This window comes from Dactylosporangium sucinum (assembly GCF_014647515.1).
Taxonomy (GTDB): domain Bacteria; phylum Actinomycetota; class Actinomycetes; order Mycobacteriales; family Micromonosporaceae; genus Dactylosporangium; species Dactylosporangium sucinum.
In genome coordinates this window covers 1-26,098 of the sequence record NZ_BMPI01000076.1, presented here as the reverse complement: position 1 = coordinate 26,098, position 26,098 = coordinate 1, and the positions used below count along the sequence as shown (strand labels likewise).

Annotated in this window: 23 protein-coding genes and 1 pseudogene; 16 read left to right on the top strand and 8 right to left on the bottom strand. The window is 74.7% G+C overall.

Features of this window, described 5'->3' with window-relative positions; translation table 11 throughout:
* Positions 1 to 36: 36 nt before the first annotated feature.
* Positions 37 to 795: an SDR family NAD(P)-dependent oxidoreductase gene (locus IEZ31_RS46695; protein WP_190256578.1), complete on the bottom strand. Its 759-nt coding sequence runs from the start codon at positions 793 to 795 to the stop codon at positions 37 to 39.
* Between the two features lie 66 nt (positions 796 to 861).
* On the bottom strand, positions 862 to 1,008 hold the full coding sequence (locus tag IEZ31_RS46690; protein ID WP_190256579.1) for a hypothetical protein: 147 nt from the start codon (positions 1,006 to 1,008) through the stop codon (positions 862 to 864).
* A gap of 167 nt (positions 1,009 to 1,175) precedes the next feature.
* On the opposite strand from IEZ31_RS46690, the gene IEZ31_RS46685 reads away from it, so the two are divergent.
* A complete protein-coding gene (locus tag IEZ31_RS46685) occupies positions 1,176 to 2,186 on the top strand; it encodes a zinc-dependent alcohol dehydrogenase (RefSeq protein ID WP_190256580.1) in 1,011 nt (336 codons plus the stop codon).
* Between the two features lie 57 nt (positions 2,187 to 2,243).
* Here IEZ31_RS46685 and IEZ31_RS46680 read toward each other — a convergent pair whose 3' ends face one another.
* Together IEZ31_RS46680 and IEZ31_RS46675 are read right to left on the bottom strand one after the other, a co-directional pair.
* Entirely contained in the window at positions 2,244 to 2,807 is a 564-nt protein-coding gene (locus IEZ31_RS46680; protein WP_190256581.1) for a DUF7158 domain-containing protein, read from the bottom strand.
* Positions 2,804 to 6,778: a glycoside hydrolase family 38 N-terminal domain-containing protein gene (locus IEZ31_RS46675; RefSeq protein ID WP_190256582.1), complete on the bottom strand. Its 3,975-nt coding sequence runs from the start codon at positions 6,776 to 6,778 to the stop codon at positions 2,804 to 2,806. Before IEZ31_RS46675 ends, IEZ31_RS46680 begins: the two co-directional genes overlap by 4 nt.
* Positions 6,779 to 6,902: 124 nt before the next feature.
* Between IEZ31_RS46675 and IEZ31_RS46670 the strand changes: the two genes are divergently transcribed.
* The 3 genes from IEZ31_RS46670 to IEZ31_RS46660 are packed head-to-tail and all read left to right on the top strand — an operon-like array spanning position 6,903 to position 9,618.
* On the top strand, positions 6,903 to 8,153 hold the full coding sequence (locus IEZ31_RS46670) for a sensor histidine kinase (RefSeq protein WP_190256583.1): 1,251 nt from the start codon (positions 6,903 to 6,905) through the stop codon (positions 8,151 to 8,153).
* A complete protein-coding gene (locus tag IEZ31_RS46665) occupies positions 8,141 to 8,788 on the top strand; it encodes a response regulator transcription factor (RefSeq protein ID WP_190256584.1) in 648 nt (215 codons plus the stop codon). The genes IEZ31_RS46670 and IEZ31_RS46665 overlap by 13 nt, the downstream gene beginning before the upstream one ends.
* Positions 8,789 to 8,799: 11 nt before the next feature.
* Entirely contained in the window at positions 8,800 to 9,618 is an 819-nt protein-coding gene (locus IEZ31_RS46660) for a hypothetical protein (protein ID WP_229836925.1), read from the top strand.
* Positions 9,619 to 9,642: 24 nt separating this feature from the next.
* On the opposite strand, the gene IEZ31_RS46655 is transcribed toward IEZ31_RS46660, so the two are convergent.
* Positions 9,643 to 9,864, bottom strand: a complete 222-nt coding sequence (locus tag IEZ31_RS46655; protein ID WP_190256585.1) for a DUF6300 family protein — start codon at positions 9,862 to 9,864, stop codon at positions 9,643 to 9,645.
* Positions 9,861 to 13,409 carry a DNA polymerase III subunit alpha gene (gene dnaE / locus IEZ31_RS46650; protein ID WP_229836927.1) on the bottom strand — a complete coding sequence of 1,183 codons (3,549 nt, stop codon included), beginning with the start codon at positions 13,407 to 13,409 and terminating at the stop codon, positions 9,861 to 9,863. The genes IEZ31_RS46655 and dnaE overlap by 4 nt, the downstream gene beginning before the upstream one ends.
* Positions 13,410 to 13,511: 102 nt before the next feature.
* Between dnaE and IEZ31_RS46645 the strand changes: the two genes are divergently transcribed.
* From IEZ31_RS46645 to IEZ31_RS46615, 8 genes and pseudogenes are all read left to right on the top strand, one after another.
* Positions 13,512 to 14,489 carry a LysR family transcriptional regulator gene (locus IEZ31_RS46645; protein ID WP_229836929.1) on the top strand — a complete coding sequence of 326 codons (978 nt, stop codon included), beginning with the start codon at positions 13,512 to 13,514 and terminating at the stop codon, positions 14,487 to 14,489.
* A gap of 168 nt (positions 14,490 to 14,657) precedes the next feature.
* Complete coding sequence (locus IEZ31_RS46640) at positions 14,658 to 15,626, top strand: LacI family DNA-binding transcriptional regulator (protein WP_190256588.1); 969 nt, start codon at positions 14,658 to 14,660, stop codon at positions 15,624 to 15,626.
* 98 nt (positions 15,627 to 15,724) lie between these two features.
* Positions 15,725 to 15,877: pseudogene (locus IEZ31_RS46635) on the top strand (4-hydroxy-2-oxovalerate aldolase); the annotation flags it as partial.
* Positions 15,868 to 15,927 carry a hypothetical protein gene (locus IEZ31_RS59900; RefSeq protein ID WP_373294805.1) on the top strand — a complete coding sequence of 20 codons (60 nt, stop codon included), beginning with the start codon at positions 15,868 to 15,870 and terminating at the stop codon, positions 15,925 to 15,927. The pseudogene IEZ31_RS46635 and the gene IEZ31_RS59900, both read left to right, overlap by 10 nt.
* A gap of 60 nt (positions 15,928 to 15,987) precedes the next feature.
* On the top strand, positions 15,988 to 16,830 hold the full coding sequence (locus IEZ31_RS46630) for an NAD(P)-dependent oxidoreductase (protein ID WP_190256589.1): 843 nt from the start codon (positions 15,988 to 15,990) through the stop codon (positions 16,828 to 16,830).
* A 112-nt stretch (positions 16,831 to 16,942) separates the two neighbouring features.
* Positions 16,943 to 17,350 (top strand): SRPBCC family protein, encoded by a 408-nt coding sequence (locus IEZ31_RS46625; RefSeq protein ID WP_190256590.1) that lies wholly within the window; start codon positions 16,943 to 16,945, stop codon positions 17,348 to 17,350.
* 55 nt (positions 17,351 to 17,405) lie between these two features.
* Positions 17,406 to 18,404, top strand: coding sequence for a GlxA family transcriptional regulator (locus IEZ31_RS46620; protein WP_190256591.1), 999 nt, complete (start codon positions 17,406 to 17,408; stop codon positions 18,402 to 18,404).
* A complete protein-coding gene (locus IEZ31_RS46615; RefSeq protein ID WP_308429509.1) occupies positions 18,401 to 20,407 on the top strand; it encodes a PAS domain S-box protein in 2,007 nt (668 codons plus the stop codon). Before IEZ31_RS46620 ends, IEZ31_RS46615 begins: the two co-directional genes overlap by 4 nt.
* On the opposite strand, the gene IEZ31_RS46610 is transcribed toward IEZ31_RS46615, so the two are convergent.
* Positions 20,386 to 22,245, bottom strand: a complete 1,860-nt coding sequence (locus tag IEZ31_RS46610; RefSeq protein ID WP_190256592.1) for a GAF domain-containing sensor histidine kinase — start codon at positions 22,243 to 22,245, stop codon at positions 20,386 to 20,388. The two genes, IEZ31_RS46615 and IEZ31_RS46610, sit on opposite strands and share 22 nt — an antisense overlap.
* 157 nt (positions 22,246 to 22,402) lie before the next feature.
* Between IEZ31_RS46610 and IEZ31_RS46605 the strand changes: the two genes are divergently transcribed.
* Genes IEZ31_RS46605 through IEZ31_RS46590 form a run of 4 tightly spaced genes read left to right on the top strand, consistent with a single transcriptional unit; the run spans position 22,403 to position 24,586 of the window.
* Positions 22,403 to 22,831 carry a hypothetical protein gene (locus IEZ31_RS46605; protein WP_190256593.1) on the top strand — a complete coding sequence of 143 codons (429 nt, stop codon included), beginning with the start codon at positions 22,403 to 22,405 and terminating at the stop codon, positions 22,829 to 22,831.
* Positions 22,825 to 23,052 (top strand): helix-turn-helix transcriptional regulator, encoded by a 228-nt coding sequence (locus IEZ31_RS46600; RefSeq protein WP_190256594.1) that lies wholly within the window; start codon positions 22,825 to 22,827, stop codon positions 23,050 to 23,052. Before IEZ31_RS46605 ends, IEZ31_RS46600 begins: the two co-directional genes overlap by 7 nt.
* On the top strand, positions 23,049 to 24,023 hold the full coding sequence (locus IEZ31_RS46595; RefSeq protein ID WP_190256595.1) for an NAD(P)-dependent alcohol dehydrogenase: 975 nt from the start codon (positions 23,049 to 23,051) through the stop codon (positions 24,021 to 24,023). The genes IEZ31_RS46600 and IEZ31_RS46595 overlap by 4 nt, the downstream gene beginning before the upstream one ends.
* The gene (locus tag IEZ31_RS46590; RefSeq protein ID WP_190256596.1) at positions 24,020 to 24,586 is read left to right on the top strand and encodes a DUF4386 domain-containing protein; all 567 of its coding nucleotides are present in this window, start codon (positions 24,020 to 24,022) and stop codon (positions 24,584 to 24,586) included. The genes IEZ31_RS46595 and IEZ31_RS46590 overlap by 4 nt, the downstream gene beginning before the upstream one ends.
* 537 nt (positions 24,587 to 25,123) lie before the next feature.
* Here IEZ31_RS46590 and IEZ31_RS46585 read toward each other — a convergent pair.
* The coding region (locus IEZ31_RS46585) for a dolichyl-phosphate-mannose--protein mannosyltransferase (protein ID WP_190256597.1) at positions 25,124 to 26,098 on the bottom strand (975 nt) is incomplete at its 5' end.

Below are 26,098 nucleotides of genomic sequence, written 5' to 3'. Positions count from 1 at the left end.
GGCCGCAGCCACCAATCGTCGGGGACCGTGCGGTACTCAGGCCGTCCAGCCGCCGTCCGACGTGATGACGGCGCCGTTGACGTTGCGGGCCTCGGCCGAGCCGAGCCACGCGACGAGCGCGGCGATCTCGTCCGGCTCGGCCGTGCGCGACTCGCGATCGAACGACTGCTCGAACCGCCGGAACGCCCAGTCGGACTTGGGGAACGCGGTGCGGCCGATGTTCGTGCGCACGCCGCCCGGGCAGACCGCGTTGGTCCGGATGCCCTCCGGGCCGTAGAGGTACGCGAGCGACCGGGTGAGGCCGATGAGCCCGTGCTTCGCCGACACGTAGGCGGTGCCGGCGACGGAGCCGGTCAGCCCGCCGATCGACGACACGTTCACGATGGCGCCCTCGCCGTTCGTGCGCATGATCGGCACGACGGCCCGGCACAGCCGCATCGGGCCGGTGAGGTTGACGGCGATCACCCGGTCCCAGGTCTCGTCGTCGAGCTCGCCGACCGGCAGGAAGTAGTCCATGATCCCGGCCACGTTGGCGAGCAGGTCGACGAAGCCGCCGGGCGGGGCGGCGACGACGCGCTCCACGTCGCCCTGCACGGTGATGTCCGCGTTGAGCAGGTCCGCCTCGTAGCGCTCCGCGGCGAGCAGCTTGGCGGTCGCCTCCAGGCCGGCCGCGTCGACGTCGCAGCCGACGACGCGGGCACCCTCGCGGGCGAGCCGCAGCGCCGTCGCCTGCCCGATGCCCGATCCGGCGCCCGTCACCAGTGCGACGCGCCCGGTGTACCGCTGCTGTGTCATCTCGATCCTCCGATCTCGGCCGCCGGCCGCGGCCGGGCAACGGCCGTGACCGGCGGCGGGTGGTTGTCAGCCGACGTTGAGCCGCGGCGGCAGGTCGTCCTTGTGCCGTTCGAGGCGGACCTCCGCTGCCGGCTGCCGGGGCGCCCGCGTCAGGGCGCGCCGCACCGTGCCGAACGCTCGCAGCGCCATGTCGTGGCGCCGAACGATGCGCATCGAACTCACCTCCCTCCGTCCCCACCGTCGTGCGGACCGGACGGAAGCGTCAGAGCCGAAGGTCCCGCCGTGGTACCCGCGTCGGCGGGACCTTCGGCCGGTGCGCACCGCCGCCGTGGCCGCCAGGTTTGAACTGAGAACGCAACCCGCACGAAGGAGTGATCACCATGAAGGCGGCCGTCGTCACCGGTTTCGACCGTCCGCTGCAGATCGAGGAGCTCCCGGTCCCGACGCCCGCGCCGGACCAGCTGCTCGTCCGGATCGTCGCGTCCGGCCTGTGCCACACCGACATCCACGCCGCACACGGCGACTGGCCGGTGAAGCCCACCCCGCCGTTCATCCCCGGCCACGAGGGCGTCGGCGTGGTCGAGGCGGTCGGCGACGGCGTCGCCGCCGACTGGCTCGGCAAGCGGGTGGCGATCCCCTGGCTGGCCGCGGCGTGCGGGCGGTGCCGATACTGCCTGACCGGCTGGGAGACGCTGTGCGAGCGGCAGCTCAACAGCGGATACTCGGTCAACGGCGCCTACGCCGAGTACGCCGCCGCCTACGAGCGCGGCGTGGTCGAGGTGCCGGACGGGGTCTCCTCGCTCGACGCCGCGCCGCTCACGTGTGCCGGGGTCACGACGTACAAGGCGATCAAGGTGGCGCAGGTGCGCCCGGCCGAGCGGGTCGCGGTGTTCGGCGTCGGCGGGCTCGGACACCTCGCGGTGCAGTACGCGCGCATCGTCGGCGGCCTCGTCACGGCGGTCGACGTCGAACCGGCCAAGCTGGAACTGGCCCGGGAGCTCGGCGCCGACCACCTGGTCAACGCGCGCACCACCGACCCCGTCGCCGAGATCCAGTCGGTCGGCGGCGCGGACGTCGCCGTCGTGCTCGCCGCCACCGAGAAGCCGTTCGAACAGGCGCTGCGCTCGCTGGCCCGGGGCGGCCGCCTCGTCTGCGTGGGCCTGCCCGCCGGCGGCAGCATCCCGGTGCCCATCTTCGACACGGTGCTCGGCGGCCGGTCGGTGATCGGCTCGATCGTCGGCACCCGGCAGGACCTCGCCGAGGTGTTCGCGCTGCACGCGGCCGGCCGGACCCGGGTGATCTCGCGGACCCGCAAGCTCGACGAGGTCAACGCCTGCTTCGAGGAGATCCTGGCTGGCCGGGTGCCGGCCCGCCTGGTGTTCGAGTTCTGAGGCCGGCCGCCGATCAGCGGGGCTGCCGACGAAGCCGCGGGCGCACCGGCTGCGGCCTCAGTGCCGGTGCGTCGCGTCCGGGTGGCGGGGGTCGGCCGGGTGCTCGTAGCCCGGCTCCAGGCGCACCAGGGCCGCGCACCGCTCGTCGAGCCAGGCCGCGAACCGGCGCTCGGCGTCCTCCGCGCCCAGCCGGGCGGCCAGGTCGGCCCGCACCTCGTCGAACGGCTGCGGGTAGCGGTCCCGGTTGCGGCGGTGGTAGTCGGCGGCGACCTCGTCCGGCGCCGGCCGCGGCGGCGCGACCCGGTCCCGCAGCGCGCGGGCGAGGGGGTGGGCGGCCACGACCGCGGCCGTCACCCCGCCGGTCCGCAGCGCCTCCGCGAGCGTGAGCGGGCGCGGCCCGTCATCGGCGGCTGGAAGCACCCCGAGGGCGGCCGCCTCGTGCTCGACCACGGCCTCGGTGACCAGCACCTGCACGAGCCACCGGCGCAGGTTGCGCCCCTCGGCGGTGTCCGGGTGGGGCAGCCGCGCCGCGAACGGGCCGCGCCGCATCGCCGCCAGCCGCTCCTCGACGGCGGCGACCGCGATCGGCCGGTCCCCGACCCGGGCGGCGACCCCGCTCACGGCACCACCTCGACCGTCAGCGGGGCCGTGTAGTGCAGCTCGCCGGCGTGCGCGAGCTTGGCGAGCACCCACCAGCGGCCCGGCTCGTGGTCGTGCGGCACCTGCACCGGCAGCTCCAGCCGGGCCGGCGGCGCGACCCGGGCCGCGGCCACCGGGAACAGCCGCCAGGCCGGCCACGGGCTGACCAGCCGCACGTCGACCTCGATCGGCCCGGCGGCGTCGGTGCCGAGGCCGAGCCGGAGCACGGACTCCTCGCCGGCCCGCAGGGTCAGCGCGTCGCAGCCCCAGGACGCGGTGACCGACTCGGGACCGGAGGCGTCGACCAGCAGCCGGGCCACGTCCTCCACCAGCCCGTCGGTGCGGGCCCGCACCCAGTGCACACCCCGCGCGGCGCCGGGCGGCGGGACCAGCACGACCGGCGTCGCGGTGAACCCGCCCGGGTCGAGGTCGAACGGGAAGGTGCCCGGCTCGGCCCGCCATCCCGGTGGCGCCTGGATCTCCACGGTGCCGCCGCAGCGCGCATCGACCCGGTTGGAGGCCACGGTCGCCGTCAGCGTGACCGGGCCGTCCGCGACCGCGACCGGCGGGTCGAGGTGCAGCGCGACCGGCAGGTTCCCGGTCGGCGCCGGGCCCGCGTTGTCGAGCCAGTACTTCGCGTACGCCGGCGCGGGAGGCTCGTGCGCGGGCGGGATCGGCCCGACCCGGATCGTCGCCTGCCCGATGTCCGCGCCGCCGAGCGCGAGCCGGACGGCGCCGTCGGCGTCGACGGGCAGCGCGGCGCCCGGCGTCTCCAGCAGGTCCACGGCGTGCGCCTCGCTCGCCGGCGCCCAGAGCCGCAGCCGGGCCTCGGTGGGGCGGCCCGACGCCTCGTACAGCCGGACCGTCACACCGTCCACTGTGGCCGGTGCGGCGCCCGACGCGAGCGGGTTGCCGGCCGGCTTCAGCGCGGTGAGGACGACGTCGCCGGCGGCCTCGACGGTGACGAACGACCCGGCCGCCGGTCCGCCGTCTCCCGCTGCCAGACGGGCGTGCAGCGGATGGTTCAGCTCGTGGCCGTGCCGGACCAGGCCGGCCGCCCGCCAGTCGCCGGGTGCGGTGACCAGCGCGTACTCAAAGGTGTGCGACCAGTGCTGCTGCTGGAAGGTCGAGCCGTCCGGAGCGGTCCGGCGGGGCGGGTCGATCCAGACGCCGGACGGCCAGCCGGTGCACGAGCGGACCAGGGACAGCTGGAGCGCTCCTGACGTGTCGACCGCGAAGCCCGGGATGCCGCGGTTGAGCAGGGCCACGGTCCGGTCGTCGAGGTCCGGGTCGGGATCGGTCCGGCCGCCGGCGGGGCGCGTCGCCGGCACCGTGCCGGTGCCGACGTCGCGGCAGAAGCCCTCGACGTCGCCGATGACGACGAGCACCGGCAGGTCGAGCAGCCCGGTCAGGTCCGCGTTCGGCCGCCACACGTCGCTGAGCGCCCGCTCGGCCGGCAGCCACACCCTGGCCCGGCCGGTCGCGGCGAGCTGCCGCTCGACCTCGTCCGCGCCGCCGGCCGCGGCGACGACCGCGTCGGTGTAGGGCGTGCGGCCGACGGCGATCCGGACGTCGGGCAGGTTCGAGTCGACGGCGAGCCGGCCGTAGCGGGTGCCGTCCGGGCGGGACGTGGTCGCCGTCACGCCCTGCCTGACCAGGGCGACGGCCAGGTCCCGCACGTCGTCGTCGGCGACGATCTCGGCCACGCCGATCGCCCGGGTGTGCCGCCGCGCGCCGTCGGGGTCGCGCACCTCGACGCGGGCGGTGCTGGACACGCCGAACCAGTGGTGCGCCGGGTTGTCGAGCGTCCACGGGGCGTGCTCGCTGTCGGCGTCGATGAGCCCGAACCCGCGGCCGACAACGGCGTTGCCGACCTCGCTGACCGGCAGCGCGCCGGGCACCGCGACCGGCCAGCAGAGCCGCACGAGCTGGTCCTCGCCGGCGAAGTCGTCGAGGCGGGTCACGAGCTCGATCCGCGATTCGCCGCTCCACAGCGTGATGACCTGGCTGTATCGCATGGGCCCGCACTCGCCGGTGACGGTGATCCGCTGGCCGAGCGGGCCGTGCTCCGTCCTCGTCGTGGTGGCCGGCCGGCGGGCGGAGCCGTGGGTGGGCGGTCCCTTCGGCAGCAGGTGCCAGGGGCCCTCGTGGAAGCGCGGGTGGGCCGGATACTCGCAGTAGACGTGCAGCTCGTTGCCGACCCGGCCGGGCTGGAGCAGCTCCCGGCCGGTACGCAGGTCGACGACGCTGGACACGCAGCCGCCGCGCCCGGGGTCGACGGTCACGCGGTAGGCGTCGTTGCTGATGACCGGCTCGCCGACTTCGGTCCACCGCTCGGTCCGGCCCGGCAGCGGGAACGTGCGGTAGCCCAGCGGCGGGACGTCCGTGGCGCGGAACACCACGTCGCCGTCGTCCGTCCGGACCCGCACGACACCGGACCGGGTCCACGCCGACGGGTTGAAGACGACGACGCCGCCCGACGGCGGGGCAAGGTGCCGCAGCGCGTCGTCGAGGACCTTCGCCGCCAGGTCGTGCGCCTCGCGCCAGCCGGTGAGCAGGTCGAGATACACCTGGTCGGACTCGCTGCCGGTGATGGCGTCGTGGTGCGCGCCGTAGACCAGCTGCCGCCACGCCTTGTCGACCGCGGCGTGCGGGAACCCGGCCCCGCGGGCCGCGGCGACCGTCGCGAACAGCTCGGCGTCGGTCAGCAGCGCCTCGGCGTGGCGCTGGGCCTGCTTGGTGTCGATGAACGACACGTCCTTGCCGGTGTAGACGGGGTTCATGTCGCGGGTCTGCGGGCTGAGTCGTCGTCCCTCGGCGCGGACCGCCGCGAAGAACTCCCGGGGCAGGCCGCAGACGAACCGCGGCGACACATACCGCGCGTTCCAGTGCCGGTGGATGTCGGTCACCCACTTCGCCGGCGGCGTGTAGTCGGTGCCGACCGGCAGGAGCACGTTGCGGGTCGCGGCGACCCGCTTCAGCAGCAGGAACAGCTCATACACGCTCTGCTCGGCGGCCTCCAGCGTCGGCTTGCCGTCGATGTGCCAGCCGGCCGAGTAGTGCGCCGGCATGTAGTGCGTCAGCACGCCCCGCCCGGACGGCGACACCCATTCGAACTCGGAGCTGAACTGCATCACCGACGGGTCGCCCCAACCGTCGCGCGCCTCATACGTCCACAGCATCGGCCCCCACTGGTGGAACGGGCCGCGCGCCCACGACGACGAGTCCAGCCCCGCGTCCGCAACCAGGCCGGGGAACTGCGGGTCGTGGCCGAACGCGTCGAGCTGCCAGGCGGTGCGCGGGTCGCCGCCGACGACGTCGCGCTGGAACCCGACGCCGTGGACCAGATTGCGGATCGTCGACTCCGCCGAGGTGAGGTTGGTGTTGGGCTCGTTATACGTCCCGCCCATCAGCTCCAGCCGGCCCTCGGCGAGCAGGGTGCGCAGGTAGCCGCGGTCGTGCGGGTGGCTGTCCCAGTAGGGCTTCAGGTAGTCCAGCTCGGCCAGGACGAACTTGTAGTCGGGGTCGCGGCGGGCCGTCTCCAGGTGCAGGCGGACCAGGTCGAAGCCGGTGCGCTGGAACTGCGCCCGGAACTCGGTGCCGAGCCGGCCGGCGCGGTCCCACGTCGCGGTGTATGCGGCCTGCGTGTTCCACCAGACCGGGTCGTAGTGGAAGTGCGGCACCATCCACACCGTCCAGCCGGGCTCGGCCACGGTGAGCTCCGCCTCGACCGGCGGGCCGCCGTCGGCGGTGACCCGGATCGGCACGACCGTGCCCGGCGGCGCGTCGCAGTCGACGGCCACCTCGGCGAGAGGCCCGGTCGCCTCCGCCGCGCCGGACACGCCGTCGCCGGTGACCTGGAGGCGCCCCGGCCAGTCCGCGACCTCGACCCGGACGACCTGCCTCGGGCCTTCGACGAACAGCTCGGTGCCGGCAACGGTGAGGATTCGCATGGGCCCAATGATGCTCGCCGGGTACGACAGTTTCCGGCGGTCGGCCTTGGTAGAGCTAGGTATACCGAAAGAGTCGACCCAGCACCATGGTTGGGGGACCCGGCGCTCGCCTAGCTTGGGTGGCATGACGCTGCTCAGGGCCGCGATGCGGCCCCGGTTCCTCGTGTCGGCGTGGCCGTGGCGCGGGATCGCCTACGCGACGACCACGGCCGTGGCGGCGGGGCTGCTCTGGCTCGTGCTCGCCGTGCCGGTCGCCCCGCTCGCGCTCGCCGTCGTGGTGCTGCGGGCCGGTCCCTCCCTGGCCGGCGCGGCCGCGCTCGGGCTGCTCGGGGTGGGGCTGCTCGCGCTCGTGGGGCCGCGGCTGGCGCTCGTCGTGGCCGGGGCGGAGCGGTGGCGGCTGCGGCTGGCCGAGGACGCGCCGGCGCCGGCCCGCCCCCGTGGCGGCGGCCTCTACGCCGACCCGGCCACCTGGCGGGCCGTGGCCTACCTGCTGCTGCTCGGCATCGTGGCGCCCGTGTGGCTGGGCGCGCTCGCCCTCGTCGGCCTGCTCGTCGCCTCCACGCCGGTCGCGGTGCACCACCGGGTGGCGACCATGGACTCGGCCGCGAACGTCCTCGGGCGGGCCGCGCTCGGACTGCTGCTGATCCCGGTCCTGTTGTACCTCGCCGCCGCGCTCGGCGGAGCCCATGCCGCGCTCGCCCGGCTGCTGCTGTGCGGCGAGCCCGACCCGGCGTCGGCCGAGTTGGTCGAGGTGACCCGGTCCCGGGCGCGGCTCGCCGACGCGTTCGACGCCGAGCGGCACCGGATCGAGCGCGACCTGCACGACATCGCCCAGCAGCGGCTCGCCACCCTGACCATGCAGCTCGGCCTCGCGAAGCTGGACCTGCCGCCCGGCTCGCCCGCGGCGGACGCGGTGGCGACGGCGCACGAGCAGGCCAAGGCGCTGATGGTCGAGCTGCGCGACCTGATCCGCGGCATCAGCCCGCGCACGCTGCGCGAGCTGGGGCTGCGGGCCGCGGTCGAGGAGCTGGCCGCCGCCAGCCCACTGCGGGTGCGCGTCGACGCCGACCCGGGCCGGTTCGCGCCGGCCGTGGAGACCGTCGCCTACGCCGCCGTGTCGGAGGCCCTCGCCAACGCCGTGAAGCACGCCGGCGCCACCGAGGTCGCCGTCGCCGCCCGGCCGTCGGGCTCGCCGTCCCGGCGGCTGCTGGCCGTCGAGGTGCGCGACGACGGGCGCGGCGGCGCCGACCCGGCCCACGGGTCGGGCCTGACCGGCCTGGCCGACCGGGCCGCCGCGGCCGGTGGCCGGCTGCTCATCTCCAGCCCGCCCGGCGGGCCGACGATCCTGCGGGTGGAGCTGCCGTGCGCGTCGTGATCGCCGAGGACTCCGTTCTCTTCCGGGAAGGGCTCGCCGGGCTGCTCGGCCGGTTCGGGTTCGAGGTCGTCGCCGCGGTCGGTGACGCCGCCGAGCTGGTGACGGCGGTGGCGGAGACCGCGCCCGACCTCGTCGTCACCGACGTGCGCATGCCGCCGGGGTTCACCGACGAGGGGCTGCGGGCCGCCGTGGCGCTGCGGGCGGCGCATCCCGGGCTCGCCGTGGTGGCGCTGAGCCAGTATGTGCAGCACAGCTACGCCGGCGAGCTGCTCGCCTCCGGCCAGGGCCGCGCCATCGGCTACCTGCTCAAGGACCGGGTGGCCGACGTCGCCGAGTTCGCCGGCATGCTGCGGCGGGTGGCCGACGGCGGCACGGTCGTCGACCCGGAGGTCGTGCGCCAGCTCATGCTGCGCGGCCGTGACCCGCTCGGCCACCTGTCGGCCCGCGAGCGCGAGGTGCTCGCGCTGCTCGCCGAGGGCCACTCCAACGCGGCGATCGCCCGCACGCTCGCGCTGACCGAGGCCGGCATCGGCAAGCACATCGGCAGCCTGCTCGCCAAGCTCGGCCTGCCCGTCAACGACGACACCAACCGGCGGGTCCTCGCCGTGCTGACCTACCTGCGCAGTCAACAGTAAGGAGCCTCTCCGTGAGCAGCCCCGTCCTCCCGTGGCGGCCGTCCGGCGTGTCCGGCCGCACCGTCGCCGTCCTCGCCGCCGTCGCCGCGGCCCTCGTCGCGGCGTTCGTCGTCGCTCCCGGCCCGCTCGCCGCGGCCGGCTCGGGCGGTGACCTCGACGGCCTCCGCGGGGCGTTCGCCGAGTACTGGAGCGCCGGCGACCGGCCGCTCTCCCCGGCCCTGCAGCGGGCCGTCGACTACTGGTTCGGCTACCACCTGGTGAAGGGCGCGATCGCCGCCCTGCTGCTGGTCGTGCTCGCCGCGCTCGCCGTGCGGCTCGGCCGGTCGTTCCTGCGGACCGGCGGCCCCGGCACCGGCCGGCGGCTGGCGCTCGGCGGGTCGGGCGCGCTGGTCACGCTGCTCGGGCTGTTCGCGCTCGTCGTGGTGATGGCCAACGTCCAGGGCGCCGTGGCACCGTTCGCCTCGCTGCTGCCGATGCTGAGCGGCGGCGACCTGGCCCAGGCCCGCGAGCAGCTTGCCGGCTCGCTCACCACGGGCGCCGCCGTGTCGCCGGCGCTGCAGGCGATGGTCGACGACTTCGGGCGCTACCACGCGGCGATGGCCGTCGTCGCCGGTCTCGTGACGGTCGCGTTCGTCGCCGTGGCCGTGGCGCTGTGGCGGCGGTTCGCCCGCACGCCCCGCGACTCCCGCCGCGCGAGGGCCGTGTGGGGCGCGCTGGGCGGGCTGTCGGTCCTGCTGTCGCTGGCCATGCTCACGGTCGCCGTGGCCAACACGACGGTGGCCGCCGACCCGGCCCCGGCCCTGCTCGCCTTCTTCGAAGGCGGCTGGTGACGCCGGCGCCCCAGCGGCGGGCGGTCACAGCGTCCCGCGGTGCCAGGCGTCGGCCTCCGCGGCGAGGACGTCCTCGTCCACGGCCGCCGGCGTGCGCGGGCCGGCGGGGTCGCAGGCCGCGCACACCACGAGCTTGTGCACGACCGGGAAGCGGGTGCCCGTCGCGTTCGTCCAGGTGCCGGGCACGTGCAGGACGGCGAGCAGGGTGTCGGCGCCGCACCGGTGGCAGGTCCACTCGCCGGTCATCCGCGGCCGATCGCGTCGGCGCCGAGCAGCGCCTTGAGGTCGCCGTAGAGCGCCGGTCGCGGGGTGACCCGGAACGGCCGCAGGTTCAGCAGGACGCTCGCCGCCCGGCGGTGGTGCAGGCGCACGTGGACGGGGGCCTGGCCCGGATGGGCGGCCAGGATGTGCCCGAGCTCCCGGACGAGGCGCGGGCTCACCTGGGCCGGCTGGATCGAGATGACGACCGGCGGCTCGGTCGGCGCCCGGGTGACGTCGAGCAGGGTGACCTCCTCGCCGTAGACGCTCGTCGTCTCGTCGCGGACGTTGATCCGGCCGCGGACGGAGACGACGCGGTCCTCGGCGAGCACGTCGCGGTACACCGCATAGGTCTTGGGAAAGATCAGGCACTCCACGGCCGCGTCGTGGTCCTCGACCGTCAGCACCGCCCACTGGGCGCCCTGCTTGGTGACCCTGCGCTGCAGGCCGGCCACGATGCCGCTGATCCGGGCCGCGCCGTCCGGCCGGCCCGAGGCCAGCAGGTCGGCGATCGTGGTGTCGCGGTTGGCGTCGAGCACGTGTTCGGCGCCGTCGAGCGGGTGGCTGGAGACGTACAGGCCGAGCATCTCCCGCTCGAAGGCGAGCAGCGTGGCCCGGTCCCACTCGCCGTCCGGCAGAGCGACCGAGAAGGTGGCCTGCAGGTCGGCCTCGCCGAACAGCGAGTCCTGCCCGTAGGCCGCGTGCCGCTTCACGTCGAGCACCGCGTCGACGGCGGGCTCGTGCACGGCGACCACGGCCTTGCGCGGGTGCCCGAGGCTGTCGAAGGCGCCGGCCTTGGCGAGCGACTCGATGACGCGCTTGTTGCACACGACGGCCGGCACTTTGGCGAGGAAGTCGGTGAGGTCGGTGTACGGGCCGTGGGCCTGCCGGGCGGCGACGACGGCGTCCACCACGCCGGCGCCGACGTTGCGCACGGCACCCAGGCCGAAGCGGACGTCGGCGCCCACGGCGGTGAAGTCGAGCCGGCTGGCGTTGACGTCCGGGGGCAGCACCCGGATGCGCAGGCGCCGGCAGTCGGACAGGTAGACCGCCATCCGGTCCTTGTCGTCGCCGACCGACGTGAGCAGCGCGGCCAGGTACTCCTGGGGATGGTTCGCCTTGAGGTACGCGGTCCAGTAGGAGACGAGGCCGTAGCCGGCGGTGTGCGACTTGTTGAACCCGTAGCCGCTGAACGGCACGAGCACGTCCCAGACCGCGCCGATCGCCTCGGGGGAGTACCCGCGCGAGCGCATCCCGGCGGAGAAGCGGTCCCACTCGGCGTCCAGGACCTCCTTCTTCTTCTTGCCCATCGCGCGGCGCAGCAGGTCCGCGGCGCCGAGGGAGTAGCCGGCGAGCTGCTGCGCGATGGCCATCACCTGCTCCTGGAAGACGACCAGGTGGTAGGTGTCGCCCAGGATCGGCTCCAGCGCCTCCGCGAGCTCCGGGTGGATCGGCGTGACCGGCTGCCGGCCCGTCTTGCGCAGCGCGTAGTTGGTGTGGGCGTTCATCTCCATCGGTCCCGGCCGGTACAGCGCGTTCACCGCGGCGATGTCCGTGAACGTGGTGGGCTGCATGAGCCGCAGCAGCACTCGCATGCCGGCGCTGTCGAGCTGGAAGACGCCGAGCGTGTCGCCGCGCGCCAGCAGCTCGTAGGTGCGGGCGTCGTCGAGCGGCACGTCGAGGATGTCGATGTCGACGCCCTTGTTGGCGCGGACGTTCGCGATCGCGTCGCCGATGACGGTGAGGTTGCGCAGCCCGAGGAAGTCCATCTTCAGCAGGCCCATGTCCTCGGCCTGGGTGAACGGGAACCCGGTGACAACCGGGCCGTCGGCCTTCGGCCGGACCAGCGGGACGACGTCGACGAGCGGCTCGCTGGAGAGGATGACGCCGGCGGCGTGCACGCCGGTGCCCCGGGTCAGGCCCTCCAGCCCGGCCGCGGTGTCGAGGACCTGCCGGACGTCGGGATCCTGCGCGTACATCTCGCGCAGCGCGGCCGCCTCGCCGTGGCGCGGGTGGTGCTCGTCGTGGACGGCGGCGAGCGGGATCTCCTGCCCGCCGTCCGCCGCCGGGAACGCCTTGGTGATCCGGTCGCCGAGCGCGTACGGGAGGCCGAGCACGCGGCAGGCGTCCTTGACCGCGGCCTTCGCCTTGATGGTGGTGAAGGTGACGATCTGGCAGACCCGGTCGGCGCCGTACTTCCGGGTGACGTAGGCGATCATCTCGTCGCGCCGCCGGTCGTCGAAGTCGAGGTCGACGTCCGGCATCGTGATGCGCTCCGGGTTGAGGAAGCGCTCGAAGATCAGCTTGTGCTCGATCGGGTCGAGCTGCGTGATGCCGGTGCAGTAGGCGACGATCGAGCCGGTGGCGGATCCCCGCCCGGGGCCCAGGCCGATGCCGTGTTCGCGGGCGTACCGGCAGATGTCGGCGACGACGAGGAAGTACCCCGGAAACCCCATGACGTCGATGACCGACAGCTCGTAGTCGATGCGGTCCAGGATCGCGGGCGGCAGGTCGTCGCCGTAGCGGCGGCGGGCACCGCGCAGCGTCTCCCGGCGCAGCCAGCTCGACTCGCTCTCGCCGCCGGGCACCGGGAAGCGCGGGGTCAGGTCGCGGTGCGCGAAGACGTCGCCGTAGTCGCCGACGCGCTCGGCGACCAGCAGCGTGTTGTCGCAGGCGCCCGGCACCGCGTCGTCCCACAGCGCGCGCATCTCGGCGGCGGAGCGGATGTGGTAGCCGCTGCCCGCGAACCGGAACCGGTCGGTGTCGGCCAGCTGCCGGCCGGTGCCGACGCACAGCAGCGCGTCGTGCGCCGGTGCCTGCTCGGCGGTGACGTAGTGCGAGTCGTTGGTGGCCAGCGGCGGCAGGCCCAGCCGCTTGGCGAGCTCCAGCAGCTCGCGGCGGACCCGGCGCTCGATCGGCAGGCCGTGGTCCATGAGCTCCAGGAAGTAGTTGTCGCGGCCGAACAGGTCGCGGTACCGCGCGGCGGCCTCGACCGCCCGGTCGAACTGGCCGAGCCGCAGCCGGGTCTGCACCTCCCCGGACGGGCACCCGGTCGTGGCGACGATCCCGCCGGCGTGCTCGGCGAGCAGTTCGTCGTCCATCCGGGGGTACTTCTGGACATGGCCCTCCAGCCAGGCCCGCGACTGCAGCCGGAACAGGTTGCGCAGCCCGCGGGCGTCGGCCGCCCACATCGTCAGGTGCGTGTACAGGCCCCGCCCGGAGACGTCGCCGCCTTCGCCGGTCTCGTCGTCGGACCGGCGCAGCGCGAGGTCGTCGCTGTAGTAGACGGGCTTGCGGTGCTGCCGGCCGGCCGGCGCGAGGTACGCCTCGATCCCGATCACCGGCTTGATCCCGGCCTTGCGGGCCGCCTGGTGGAACTCGTACGCCCCGTGCAGGTTGCCGTGGTCGCTCATGGCCACGGCCGGCATCTCCTGCCGGGCGACCTCCGCCACGAGCCGGCCGATCTTGGCGGCCCCGTCGAGCAGGCTGTACTCGGTGTGCACATGGAGATGCACGAAGGACGCCGCCGACACGACACCTCCTGGTTGTAGCCTCGTCGTTGTCGGAAGCATTCGATCCGAGAGCAGGCAGCGATGTCCAACAACCGACACGCCGATCGCCCCCAACCATCGGTTGTGGACGACTCCGCGGCGGACCTCGACGTCGGTGCGGTGCGCGCGTTCGTCGCGGTCACCGAGGACGGCTACTTCGGCGAGGCCGCGGCCCGGCTCGGCATCAGCCAGCAGGCGGTGTCCAAGCGCATCGGCATGCTGGAGAGGAGCCTCGGCGTCGCCCTGTTCACCCGCACGTCGCGCGGCGCCCGGCTCACCATCGACGGCCAGGCGTTCCTGCCGCACGCCCGGACCCTGCTCAGCGCCGAGGCGCGGGCCGTCGCCGCCGTGCGCCCCGCGCGCCGGGCGCTGCGCGTCGACGTGCTCAACCACAGCATCGGCCCGGCGGCGCTCATGCGCGCCTTCCACCAGGCGCACCCCGACATTGACCTCGACGTCGTGACCCTGGTCGACACCGACGTCGACACGGCCGTCGCCGCCGTCCGATCCGGTGCGATCGACGCGACGTTCCGCGCGGTCACCGCGCCCGAGCGGCAGCTGCGGGACGGCCTCGCCGCGGCCCGCTTCCTCGACGACCCGCACGAGCTGCTGACCGGGCCGGCCCACCGCCTCGCCGCCGCCCGGGCGGTGACGCCGGCCGAGCTCGCCGGGCACCCGATCTGGATCCCGGGCATCGTCCCCGGCACCGAGTGGGCAACCTTCTACGCCGACCTCGCCGCCGAGTTCGGGCTCGGCATCGAGGGGATCGGCCCGAACTTCGGCACCGACCACCTGCTGGAGGTGCTGGCGGACTCGCCGACCCTGGCCACGCTGACCGGCCGGCACGTCCGGCTGGTCTGGCCGGCCCACTACGACCTGCGCCGCATTCCGGTGCGCGACCCGATCCCGGTGTACCCCCACTCGCTGGTCTGGCACCGCGAGAACCCGCACCCGGGGCTCGCGGCGCTGCTCGCCCACGTCCGCACGCTGCGCCGACCGCTGCCGGACACCGGTATCTGGACGCCGCGGTGGGCGATGCCGCACGCGTGGCCCATCGCGTAGGCAGGCACGGCCCGCCGCGGCTGGGCTACGACGTCAGGCGGTGCAGCGCCGCCTGGGACGGCGAGCCCCGGTGGACGGGCACGGGCGGCGTGGAAGCATGTCGATGCGAGCGGGCCGGCGTCCGGCATAGGATCGCAGGCATTGCGAGCCGGTGCGGACGGGGGAGTCATGGCAACGATCTATGAGGTCGCCGCGCTCGCCGGCGTGTCCCCGGCCACCGTCTCCCGGGTCATGAACGGCGTGAGCGTCTCGCCCGAGCGCTCCAAGCGGGTGCGCGAGGCGGCCGAGGCGCTGTCGTTTCGTCCCAACCGCGTCGCGCGGACCCTGCGCCGGCAGCACTCCGAGGTCATCGCGCTGGTCATCCCCGACATCGAGAACCCGTTCTTCACCTCGATGGCGCGCGGCGTCGAGGACGTCGCCCAGGCCGCCGGCTACTCGGTCCTGCTGTGCAACACCGACGACGACCACGACAAGGAGGCGCGGTATCTCGACATCGCGGTCGGCGCCAACATCGCCGGCGTCGTGATCGCCGCCGCCGGCGACCGCAGCGACGTCAAGGTTCTCATCGACCGGGGCCGCCCGGTGGTCGCGGTCGACCGCGGCCCGCACGGCTTCGACATCGACGCCGTCACGGTCGACAACCGCGCGGGTGGCCGGGCCGCCACCACGTCGCTGTTCGACCAGGGCTTCCGCCGCATCGCCTGCGTCACCGGCCCGCGCGACGTGGAGACCGCGACCCAGCGGGCCGACGGCTGGGCCGACGCCCTCGCGGCCCACGGCGGCGCCGACCACGCGCTGCTGCGCCACGCCAACTTCCGCATCGACGGCGGCGAGCAGGCGATGACCGAGCTGCTGGACCTGCCCGAGCCGCCCGACGCGGTCTTCGTGGCGAACAACCTGATGAGCGTCGGCGCGCTGCGGGTGCTGTCGCAGCGGGGACTGCTGCCCCCGGCCGTCGGCGTGGCCATGTTCGGCGACCTGCCCTTCATGCCGCTCGCCCCGCTGCCGATCACCGTCGTGCAGCTGCCGGCCCGCCTGATCGGCACCACCGCCGCCGGCCTGCTGCTGGAGCGGATCAACGGCGACGACCAGCCGGCCCGCACCATCGTGCTGCGCAACCGTCTCGTGCAGCACTGAGTCCCGGCCGACCGATCCGGCGCGACGGCCCGGTCAGGCGTGTGAGGCGCGCGGTCTCGTGGGTCGTGGTGATCCGGCCGGGCCGGCGTGCCGACAGTGCCACGCACTGCACCGAGGCGGACGTCTCCGCGCAGCACATCGCGGCCGCCCGCGGCCTCGGCATGGACGTGTCCGGCTTCCTCATGATGAGCCACATGCTGCCGCCCGCCCAGCTGGCCGCACCGAGGCCGGCCGGCGCAAGCTGGTCGGCGGTCAGGAAAACATGCTCGTCGACATCGCGCTGGAGCTGACGTCGCGGTAGGTTCCGGGCCGCCGGGCGGACGACGGGTTTGGCGGCGGCGAGGGCGGGCAGCCAGGGCGCATGGACGTCGCGGTGCTCGGGATGGGGCGGATGGGTCGGGCGATCGCCGGGCGGCTGCTCGGCGGCGGCCACCGGGTGACGGTGTGGAACCGCACGCCGGGCCGGGCGGGGGAGGTGCTCGCCGCGGGTGGCCGCGAGGCGTCCGGGGTCGCCGACGCCGTCGCCGGGGCCGAGGTGGTCATCACCATGCTCGCCGACGACGCGGCCGTGCGGGCGGTGGCGCTGGGTGAGCTGCGCGCGGCCATCGGCGCCGGGGCCGTGTACGTCGACTCGTCGACCGTGTCGCCGGAGTGCAGCGCGGCCCTGGCCGAGGCGTTTTCCGGCCGGTTCGTGGCGATGCCGGTGGTCGGGAGCCCGGTGGCCGTGACCGGCGGGCACGCCATGCTGCTCGCCGGGGGTGAGCCCGGGATCGTGGCTCACCTGGGGCCGGTGATGACGGCGCTGTCCGGCTCGGTCCGGCGGTACGACTCCCCGCATCTCGCGCTGACCGCGAAGCTGGCGACCAACCTGATGCTGCTGTCGGAGGTGGTCGTCCTGGCCGAGTCGTTCGCGGTCGGCCGGGCCGGGGGCCTGCGCGACGAGCAGCTGCGGGAGCTCCTCGGGGCCAGCCCGATGCTGCCGGCCGGCGTGCGCAACCGGTTCGAGGACGTGCTGACCGGCAAGCAGGACGGCTGGTGGAGCACGGCCCTGGGCGCCAAGGACGCCGGCCTGGCCGTCGACATCGCCCGCCGCGCCCACGTCGACCTCCCGGCCGCCGACGCGATCCACCACCGCTACGAGCAGGCGGCCGCGTCGGGCCTGCAGGACGCGGACATCGCGGCGGTCGCTACGCTGTACCGCTGAACACGGCCACCGCGACGCGGCCCGGTCGCCCGCCGGACCGTCGGCCCCGCCTGGAGCGTGCTGATCGGCCGTCGCCTCGGCCTGCCGTGGTGCGTCTGCGAGGATGGGCGGCGTGGCAACGGTGTGCGTCGAGGTCGTCGTCGGGCTGCCGGCGCAGGTGGTGTGGGAGGCGGTCGCCGACGTCGGCGCCGTGCATCGCCGCCTGCTGCCCGGGCGGGTCGCGGACGCCCGGATCGAGGGCGACACCCGCATCCTGACCATGCCGGACGGCTCCCGGATCCGCGAGCTGATCCTGGCCACCGACCACGACCTGCGCCGCCTCGCCTACGCGGTGGTGGAGGGCCAGCGCCTCCCGCTCACGTACCATCACGCGTCCTTCCAGGTCTTCGACCACCCGGCGGGCAGCCGCCTGGTGTGGCTGACCGACGTCCTGCCGCACGCGATGGCCGGCCAGGTCCGGGCCCGGGTCGAGCGCGCGATCGTCGAGATCGGCGCCGCCCTGGAGCAGCACGGCGGGTAGCGCTCGTGGCAGGATTGCCGAGCTGTGACGGATTCCGGCCAGTACGCTGGCCGGCATGCACGTCGTCGCCGTCCTCGCCCTCGACCAGGTGATCCCGTTCGACCTGGCCACGCCGATCGAGGTGTTCAGCCGGGTGCGGCTCGCCGACGGCGGCGCGCCCTACGAGGTACGCATCTGTGCCGCGTCCGCCACCGTCGACGCCGGCGCCTTCACCCTGAACGCCCCGTGGGGGCTGGACGCCCTGCTCGACGCCGACACGATCATCGTGCCGGGCTGCGCCGACGCCACCCGCCCCGTGCCCGAGGAGGTCCTGCGGCACCTGCGCAAGGCGGCCGGCGGGGGCACCCGCATCGCGTCCATCTGCGCCGGCGCGTTCACGCTCGCCGCGACCGGGCTGCTCGACGGCCTGCGCGCCACCACGCACTGGCTCGCGGCGCCGGCGCTGGCCGAGCGGTGGCCGGCGGTCGAGGTCGACCCCGGCGTGCTGTACGTCGACAACGGCCAGTTCCTCACCTCGGCGGGGGCTGCCGCCGGGCTGGACCTGTGCCTGCACCTGATCCGGCGCGACCACGGCTCGGCGGTCGCCGCCGACGCGGCCCGGCTGTCGGTGATGCCGCTCGAACGGGAGGGCGGCCAGGCCCAGTTCATCGTGCCGGAGCAGCCGCCGGCCCCGCGCGGCTCGGCCCTCGAGCCGCTGCTGCGCTGGATGCAGGACAACACGGACGCCGACCTCACGCTCGCCGAGCTGGCCGGGCGGGCCGGGATGAGCGTCCGCACGCTGAACCGGCGGTTCCGGGAGCAGACCGGCACGACGCCGCTGCAGTGGCTGCTGCTGACCCGGATCCGGCGGGCGCAGCACCTCCTGGAGACCACCGACCGGCCGGTCGAGCTGGTCGCCGCCGACGTCGGCTTCGGCTCGCCGACGGCGTTCCGGGAGCGGTTCAAGCGGGTCGTCGGCGCGGCCCCGCACACGTACCGCGCGGCGTTCCGGACCCGAAAGACGGGCGCGGGGCGTGAATCGCTCAGTTCTGGCCGCGGGCGTCCGATCGGGTGAACGTGCCCGGGCAGCTGTTCCTGGTTGGCAACCTGCTCATCATGGTCGCGTACGCCGCGATCACGCTGGCGGTCGCGGTGCCCGTGTGGCGGGCGGGGCAGCTGCGCACGAACAAGCTTGCCGTGGCGACCGCGCTCATCTTCTGCAGCTGCGCGGTCGGCCACGGGATGCACGCGGCGGCGGCGTACCGGGACGCGATGCAGGGCCATGCCGGGCACGCGCCGTGGTCGATGGCCGTGTGGGACCTGCTGACCGCCGGCATCGGCGGGTACTACTGGACCCTGCGGCGCAGCTACGGCGTCCTGCTCGGGCGGGGCGCGATCTACGTCAGCCCGTGGGAGCAGCGCCGGCTGGCCGAGGCGAGCGAGCGGGAGCGGGCCGCCCGGGCGACCCTCGCGGCGGTCGTGGACGCCACCACCGACGCCGTCATCGGGGTGTCGCTCGACGGGGCGATCACCGCGTGGAACCGGGGCGCGGAGCGGCTCTTCGGGTACACCGCCGACGAGGTCCTCGGGCGGCCGGCGGCGATGCTCGCGGCCGACCAGGAGGAGGGGCAGCAGGCCGGGGTCATCGCGCGGATCGCGGCGGGGGAGCGGGACTTCGAGTACGAGGCCCGCCGGGTCCGCAAGGACGGCACGGTCCTCGCGGTGGCGGTCAGCATCGCGCCGATCGAGGACGCGACCGGCGCGCTGGTCGGCATGGCGGCCGTGGCGCGGGACATCACCGCGGCCAACGAGGCGGCCGCCAAGCGGCGGGCGATGGAGGAGCGCACCCACCAGGCGCAGCGCATGGAAAGCCTGGGCAAGCTGGCCGGCGGCGTCGCCCACGACTTCAACAACATCCTGGCCATCATCGCCAACTACACCGACTTCGCCGCCGAGGCGGTGGAACTGCACGGAAGCCGCAGAGGTGCGCAAGGCGCGCGGGTCGGTGGCGGAGCGGGCGGCCGGAGCGTCGGGGACAGCGGAGGAAGCGCCGACGGTCCGAGCGGCGCCGCGGCCGTCCAGGCGGACCTGGAGCAGGTGCGGGTCGCCACCCGGCGGGCCATGAACCTCACGCGCCAGCTGCTCACGTTCACCCGCGCGGACGCCGTGCAGCCCCAGGACGTCGACCTCAACGCCGTCCTCGCCGAGGTCCAGGCCATGCTCTCCCGCACCATCGGCGGGCACATCAACCTCGTCACCGTCCCGGGCGGCGAGCCGCTGGTGGTGCACGCGGACCCGGGGCAGCTGCAACAGGTACTGCTGAATCTGGCGATCAATGCGCGCGACGCGATGCCCGACGGCGGGACCCTGGTGATGGAGGCCGGGGCCGCGACGCTCGACGGGGACGTCGCGGACGTGCGGCCGGAGCTGGCCGCGGGGGAGTACGCGCGGCTCGTCGTGAGCGACACCGGCGAGGGCATGCCGAAGGACGTGGCCGAGCGGATCTTCGAGCCGTTCTTCACCACCAAGCCGCGCGGGCAGGGGACGGGGCTCGGCCTCGCCACCGTCTACGGGATCGTGACCGAGGCCGGCGGGGGGATCCACGTGTACACCGAGCCGCAGATCGGCACCACCTTCCGCGTCTACCTGCCGCGCGTCGCGCACGGCGCCGCGCCGGCGAAGGCCGCGGCGAGGGCGCAGCCGCCGGACGGCGGCGGGCTGCGGGTGCTGGTCGTCGAGGACGAGCCCGCGCTGGCCCAGGTCGTGTGCCGGATCCTCGTCGCGGGCGGCTACCAGGTCAGGGTCGCGGCCAACGGGGCGGAGGCGCTGCGCCTGCACGAGCTGCACGGGTGCGACCTGCTGCTCACCGACGTCATCATGCCCGAGCTGTCGGGGCCGCGGCTGGCCGCCGCGCTCCAGGAGCGTCAGCCCGGGCTGCCCGTGCTGTACATGTCGGGGTACAGCAACGGCCTGCTCGGCGGGACCCAGATCGTCGAGCCCGGCGTCGCTCTGCTGGAGAAGCCGTTCACCGGCGCCGAGCTGCTGCACAAGGTCCATCAGGTGCGCGCGGCGACCTGACTGTCCTCGAGCGGCAGCGTGACGCTCAGGTGCGTGCCGCCACCGGCCGGGCTGGCGATGCGCAGCCGGCCGCCGATCGCCTCGACCCGGTCGCGCAGCCCGGCCAGCCCGGAGCCGAGGCTCGGGTCGGCGCCGCCCGCGCCGTCGTCGCGGACCGACAGGATGAGCTGCTCGCGGCGCGTGGCGGGGTCGGGCGCGAACTCGATGTCGATGTCGACCTCGGACGCGGCGGCGTGCTTGGCGGCATTGGTGAGCGCCTCGGACACCACGTAGTACGCGGCGACCTCGACGCCGATCGGCAACCGGCGGCGCGGGCCGGTCCGGACGGCGACCGGCACCGGGCTGCGACGGGCGAGCGCCTTGATCGCCGAGCCGAGCCCGCCCTGCGACAGGATCGCCGGGTGGATGCCGCGGGAGATCTCCTGCAGGTCGTCGAACGCGCTGCGCAGGCCGTCGGTGGTGCGGGACAGCCGGTCGCGCAGCTCGCCGAGCTGCGCCGGCACGAGCGCCTCGGCGGCGCGCAGCTCCAGCCCGAGCGAGACGAGCCGCTGCTGGACGCCGTCGTGCAGGTCGCGCTCGATGCGGCGGCGGGCCTCGTCGGCGGCGAACACCAGCCGGGCCCGTGAGCGGGTCAGCTCGGCCCGGTCCTCGGCGTTGGCGACGGCCGTCGCGACCAGCTCGGTGAACTGGGCGAGGCGCTGCTCGACGCCCGGCGGCGGCGGATCGGGCCGGGCCCACAGCACGGTCAGCACGCCCCAGACGCCGCCGTCGACGAGCACCGGCGCGGCGACCGAGGAGTGCATTCCCTCGGTGCGGGCGAGGTCGGCGAGGGTGCCGCGGCGGTCGCCGTAGCTGTCCATGCGGGCCGGCCGGGAGGTGCGCAGGACCAGCTCGGCCACGCCGCCGCTCACGTCGAGCCGCCGGCCCACGAGGCTGTCGAAGCCGGGTTTGCCGTACTCGGCGACGACCGTCACCGTGCCGGGCGCCTCGTGGCGCAAGAGCCGCGTGGCGTCGGCCCCGAGCAGCCGGGCCGTCTCCGCGGCGACCGCGGTCACCACGTCGGCCGGTGGGGCGCCGTGCGCGACGAGCACCGCCACCCGGCGCAGGATCGCCTGCTCGGCGGCCAGGGTGCGCAGCGCCGCCTCGGCCGCGGCCCGCTCGCCGGCCGCCGACAGCAGCGCCTCCAGGGGCGACAGCACCCGGTCGTACAGCCGGCGCAGCACCGGCGGCGGCAGGCCGGCGGGCACGACGAGGGCCCCGGTCCGGTTGTCGAGCCGCAGCGGGATGACCACGCGCGGCTCCCCGTCGGCCGTCCCGGGGTCGTCGAGCACGATCGAGCAGGACGGCATCCCGAGCGTGTCGGCGATCCGGCGGGCGGCCTCGGGCAGCACCGGCGGCAGCTCGCCGGCGCCGAGCACGAGCCGGGCGAGCCCGGCGATGAGGTCCGCCTCCCCGCGCCGCTGGGTCGCCTCGGCCGCCCGCGACCGGGCCAGCCGGGCCAGGGCGCCGCCGAGCGCCGCCGTGAGCAGCAGCACCGCCAGCTCCAGCCAGTCGCGCAGGTCGGCGAGCGTGAAGCGGCGCAATGGGTGGACGTGGAAGAAGTCGAACGCGAGGGCGCTCGCGATGGCGGTCGCCACGCCCAGCCGCAGTCCCCAGACGATGGCCACGATCAGGACGCCGGGCAGGAACAGGGCGCCGATGGCCTCGCGGGGCGCGGTCTGCGCGAGCGGATACGCCAGCAGCGTCTCCAGCACCACGAACAGTGCGCCGGCCGCGATGCCCCACCCGAGTGGCGGCGGCTCCGGCCGGACCAGCCAGGCGGCGAGGCGGGCAAGCATAGGCGGCCCCTCTTCGATCCGGATCGGGTCCGATGCTAGCCGCCGCGACCCGATCACCGGCTCACCCGCAGCGGTGTCAAACATTCTCGACATGGTGTCAAAGACGTGTTACCTTCGGGATGTCAAAGATTCTGTACATCCATTCCGGGAGCCGACCGTGACGCATGAGGAGAAACGAGCGTGGATCATGCTCGTGGTCAGCGTTCTGGCGTATGCCGCCTACGTCGTGACCGTGCTGGGCCGCGCGGACGGCGGCGCCCTCGCGGGCGTGCACTACGCCGGCCCGCTGCTGTGGACGGTCGGCGGCGCCATCGTGGCGAACATCGTGGCGGAGATCGGCCTCGGCGTCGTCAACCCGCGGGCCTCCCGCGCCAGGGACGTGCGCGACAAGGAGATCGGCCGCCTCGGTGACCACGTCGGCCAGGCGTTCGTCGTCATCGGCGGGGTGTCGGCCATGCTCATGGCCCTCGCCGAGTGGGACTACTTCTGGATCGCCAACGTCATCTACCTGTGCTTCGTGCTCTCGGCGGTCCTCGGGTCGATCACCAAGGTCCTGGTGTACCGCGGGAGTCTCCCCCAGTGGTGAAGCCGACCCGCGTCACCAACCGCATCCGCGCGCTGCGCTTCGAGCGCGGCGAGATGACCCAGGCCGAGCTCGCCGACCGCATCGGCGTCACCCGGCAGACCGTGATCGCCATCGAGCAGGGTCGCTACTCGCCGTCGCTGGAGATGGCGTTCAAGATCGCCCACGTGCTCGGCGTCCGGCTCGACGACGTCTTCCAGTACCCCGAGGAGGAAACCTCGTGAAAGCCATCGTTCAGGATCGCTACGGGCCGGCCGACGTGCTCGCCCTGCGCGACACGGACCGACCGGCCGCCGGGCCCGGCAAGGTCCTCGTCGAGGTCCGCGCCGCCGGCGTCGACCCCGGCGTGTGGATCTTCATGACCGGCCGGCCGTACCTCGTCCGCATGGCCATCGGCCTGCGCCGCCCGACGCCGGCCGTGCGCGGCCGCGACCTGGCCGGCGTCGTGGCCGCGGTCGGCGACGGCGTCACCGGCTTCCGGCCCGGCGACGAGGTGTACGGCTGCGGCGAGAGCGGCTCCTACGCCGAGTTCGCCGTCGCCCGCGCCGACCGGCTCGCGCCGAAGCCCGCCAACCTCACCTTCGCCCAGGCCGCCGCCGTGCCCGTCTCCGCCATGACCGCGCTGCGGGCCGTCCGCGACGCGGGCGAGGTCGGCGCGGGCCAGCGGGTCCTGGTCATCGGCGCCGGCGGGGGCGTCGGCTCCTTCGCCGTGCAGCTCGCCAAGGCCCGCGGCGCCCACGTCACCGGCGTGTGCAGCGGGGCGAAGGCCGGCCTCGTCCGCGGCCTCGGCGCCGACGAGGTCATCGACCGCGCCAAGGACCGGTTCGACCGCGGGCCCGTGCGGTACGACGTGATCATCGAAACCGCGGGGGACCATCCGCTGGCCACGCTCCGGCGCGCGCTCACCCCGCGCGGCATCCTGGCCATCGTCGGCGGGAGCTACGACCGCGGCGGCCTCCTCGGCGGCTTCTCCCGGCAGATGTTCCGCGCCCCGCTGCTGTCGCTGTTCGTCGGGCAGCGCCTGCGCAGCGTCGGCGCCCGCGAGGACGCCGCCGACCTGCGCGAGCTCACGGCGCTCATCGAGGCGGGCGCGGTCACGCCGGCCGTCGAGCGCACCTACCCGCTCGCGGACGCCCCGGCCGCGCTGCGCGCCCTCGGCCACCGCCCCGCCGGCAAGCTGGTGGTGACGCTGTGATCGACCGCCGCTCCGCGCTCGCCGCCGGATTCGGCCTGCTGGCCATGGTCGTGCTGTCGGGGTACAGCTTCGCCACCCTCTCCGACGCGGGCGCCGACCTGCGCGGCGCCACCGCCGGGTTCGCGATCGTCGCCGTCCTCGACGTCGTCGTCGCCTGGGGCCTCTACGGTGTGCTCGCCCCGGCCGACCGCGGCCTCGCCCAGCTCTGCGCCGGGCTGCGGGTCGCCTACGCCGCCGCGTTCCTCGCCGCGCAGGGCAACCTGCTCGCCGGCCGGTCCGGCGTCGACGCCTTCGAGCGCGGCTGGGACCTCGCGCTGCTCGTCTTCGGCGTCCACCTGCTCGTCACCGGCTGGGCCGCGATCCGGGCACCGCACGTGCCGACCTGGCTCGGCGCGCTGCTGATCCTGGCGGGTGCCGGGTACGCGGGCGACAGCCTCGGCACCATCGCCGGCTACGACCTCGGCCTGGCGACGTTCACCTTCGTCGGCGAGGTCGTCCTCCTCGGCTGGCTGCTGTGGGCCGGCTACCGCGCGCCGAGGGGCGTGGGGAACAGCCCGGCCTGATGCGTGGGGGCGACGAGCGCGCCCCGGGCGCCCTCCCGGACGCCGAGTTCGACGCGAAGCGGCACGAGGTGTTCCGGCGAGTGCTGTGTCCAGAAACGTTGGCCGGGTTTTCTGTCATACCCGTGTGCTTGAGTGTGCGCATGCCTCGTCGTCGTGGTCCGGCTGCTGTTCGGGTGGTGCATCGCACCTGCCGTGTCGGGTTGCGCACCACCAGGGCGCAGCGGGAGCGGTGCTTCGGGCTGCTGCGCGGGTCTTGCGCCATCGCCGCGACCCCTTGTGCTGCCGGAGGTGCTCACGCACCGTCGAGCAGGGCGGCACCTCCCCGGTGCCGGACTGTCCCGGCGTGACCCACGCCGACCCCCACCACACCACCGACCCGCCACACCAGGCGAACCACCGGTGCGCACGGCAGGGACGGACGCACGGGTCGGTCGGCCGGCTGAGGCCCGCCCCACCACCACACAAGGTGGGGAGTCGCTCGACTCGGCAACGCGGCGAGGAACCACAACACCACCAACCCGGTGAACGTTCGTCGTCCTAGATCCAGCGGGAACCGAGCCACATCCGCGAGAGCCACTGGGTGTACGTGATGTCCATGCCGCTGAAGATCGGGTAGAAGTACGCGAAGCAGGCCGCGACCAGCAGCACGTACGCCCCCGCGACCAGCGCGCCCGTGCGGCGGTGGTCGGACTGCGGGGGGCCGATGATCGCGCCCAGGACGTAGACGACCGCCAGGACGAGGAACGGCTCGGCCGGCAGGGCGTAGAACGAGAACATCGTGCGGTGGGCCGGCATCGACTGGAACCAGGGCAGGATGCCGGCCAGCGCGGCGAGCAGGACCAGCCAGGCGCGGCCGTCGCGGCGGGCGGTCGCCAGCCAGGCCAGGCCGAACAGCGCCGGCAGGAACGACCACCACAGCAGCGGGGTGCCGAGCAGCAGGATCGAGGACGCGCAGTTGGGGCCGCCGCAGGTGGCGTCGCCGGTCCAGTACAGCAGCACCGGCCGGCCGAGCAGCAGCCACTGCCACGGCCACGACTGGTACGGGTGCGGCGTGTCCAGCGTCGTGTGGAACCCGTACGCCTCCCGGTGGTAGTGCCACAGGCTGACCAGCGCGTTGTCGGACCAGTGGCGGAAGTACCCGTCGTCGGAGGCGAACCAGCCCCACCAGGTGGCCAGGTAGGCCAGCGCCGCGATGCCGACCACGGCGAGCGCCCAGCCGGCGGCGGGCACGGGGCGCAGCCGCAGCCCGGCGCTGCGGCGCGCACCCAGGTCGAAGACCGCCACCGCGACCGCGAAGAGGACGAGATACCACAGGCCGCTCCACTTGACCCCGCAGGCCAGCCCGAGCGAGACGGCGCAGGCGACGCGGTACCACGGGATCCCCGGCTGCCGTCCGCCCTCCAGCGACGCCAGGACACCCGCGCGGCGCTGCTCGCGGTCGAGGACGAGGAAGTAGAAGGCGACGACGATCCAGAACATCAGGAAGATGTCGAGCAGGGCGGCGCGGGAGAG

Bases quoted from the DNA above. Each gene is read 5' to 3' on its own strand.
- IEZ31_RS46640 (WP_190256588.1), top strand. From the start codon at position 14,658: ATGGCAACGATCTATGAGGTCGCCGCGCTCGCCGGCGTGTCCCCGGCC.
- IEZ31_RS46670 (WP_190256583.1), top strand. From the start codon at position 6,903: ATGACGCTGCTCAGGGCCGCGATGCGGCCCCGGTTCCTCGTGTCGGCG.
- IEZ31_RS46690 (WP_190256579.1), bottom strand. From the start codon at position 1,008: ATGCGCATCGTTCGGCGCCACGACATGGCGCTGCGAGCGTTCGGCACG.
- IEZ31_RS46675 (WP_190256582.1), bottom strand. From the start codon at position 6,778: ATGCGAATCCTCACCGTTGCCGGCACCGAGCTGTTCGTCGAAGGCCCG.
- IEZ31_RS46620 (WP_190256591.1), top strand. From the start codon at position 17,406: ATGCACGTCGTCGCCGTCCTCGCCCTCGACCAGGTGATCCCGTTCGAC.
- IEZ31_RS46685 (WP_190256580.1), top strand. From the start codon at position 1,176: ATGAAGGCGGCCGTCGTCACCGGTTTCGACCGTCCGCTGCAGATCGAG.
- IEZ31_RS46655 (WP_190256585.1), bottom strand. From the start codon at position 9,864: ATGACCGGCGAGTGGACCTGCCACCGGTGCGGCGCCGACACCCTGCTC.
- IEZ31_RS46610 (WP_190256592.1), bottom strand. From the start codon at position 22,245: ATGCTTGCCCGCCTCGCCGCCTGGCTGGTCCGGCCGGAGCCGCCGCCA.
- IEZ31_RS46695 (WP_190256578.1), bottom strand. From the start codon at position 795: ATGACACAGCAGCGGTACACCGGGCGCGTCGCACTGGTGACGGGCGCC.
- IEZ31_RS46630 (WP_190256589.1), top strand. From the start codon at position 15,988: ATGGACGTCGCGGTGCTCGGGATGGGGCGGATGGGTCGGGCGATCGCC.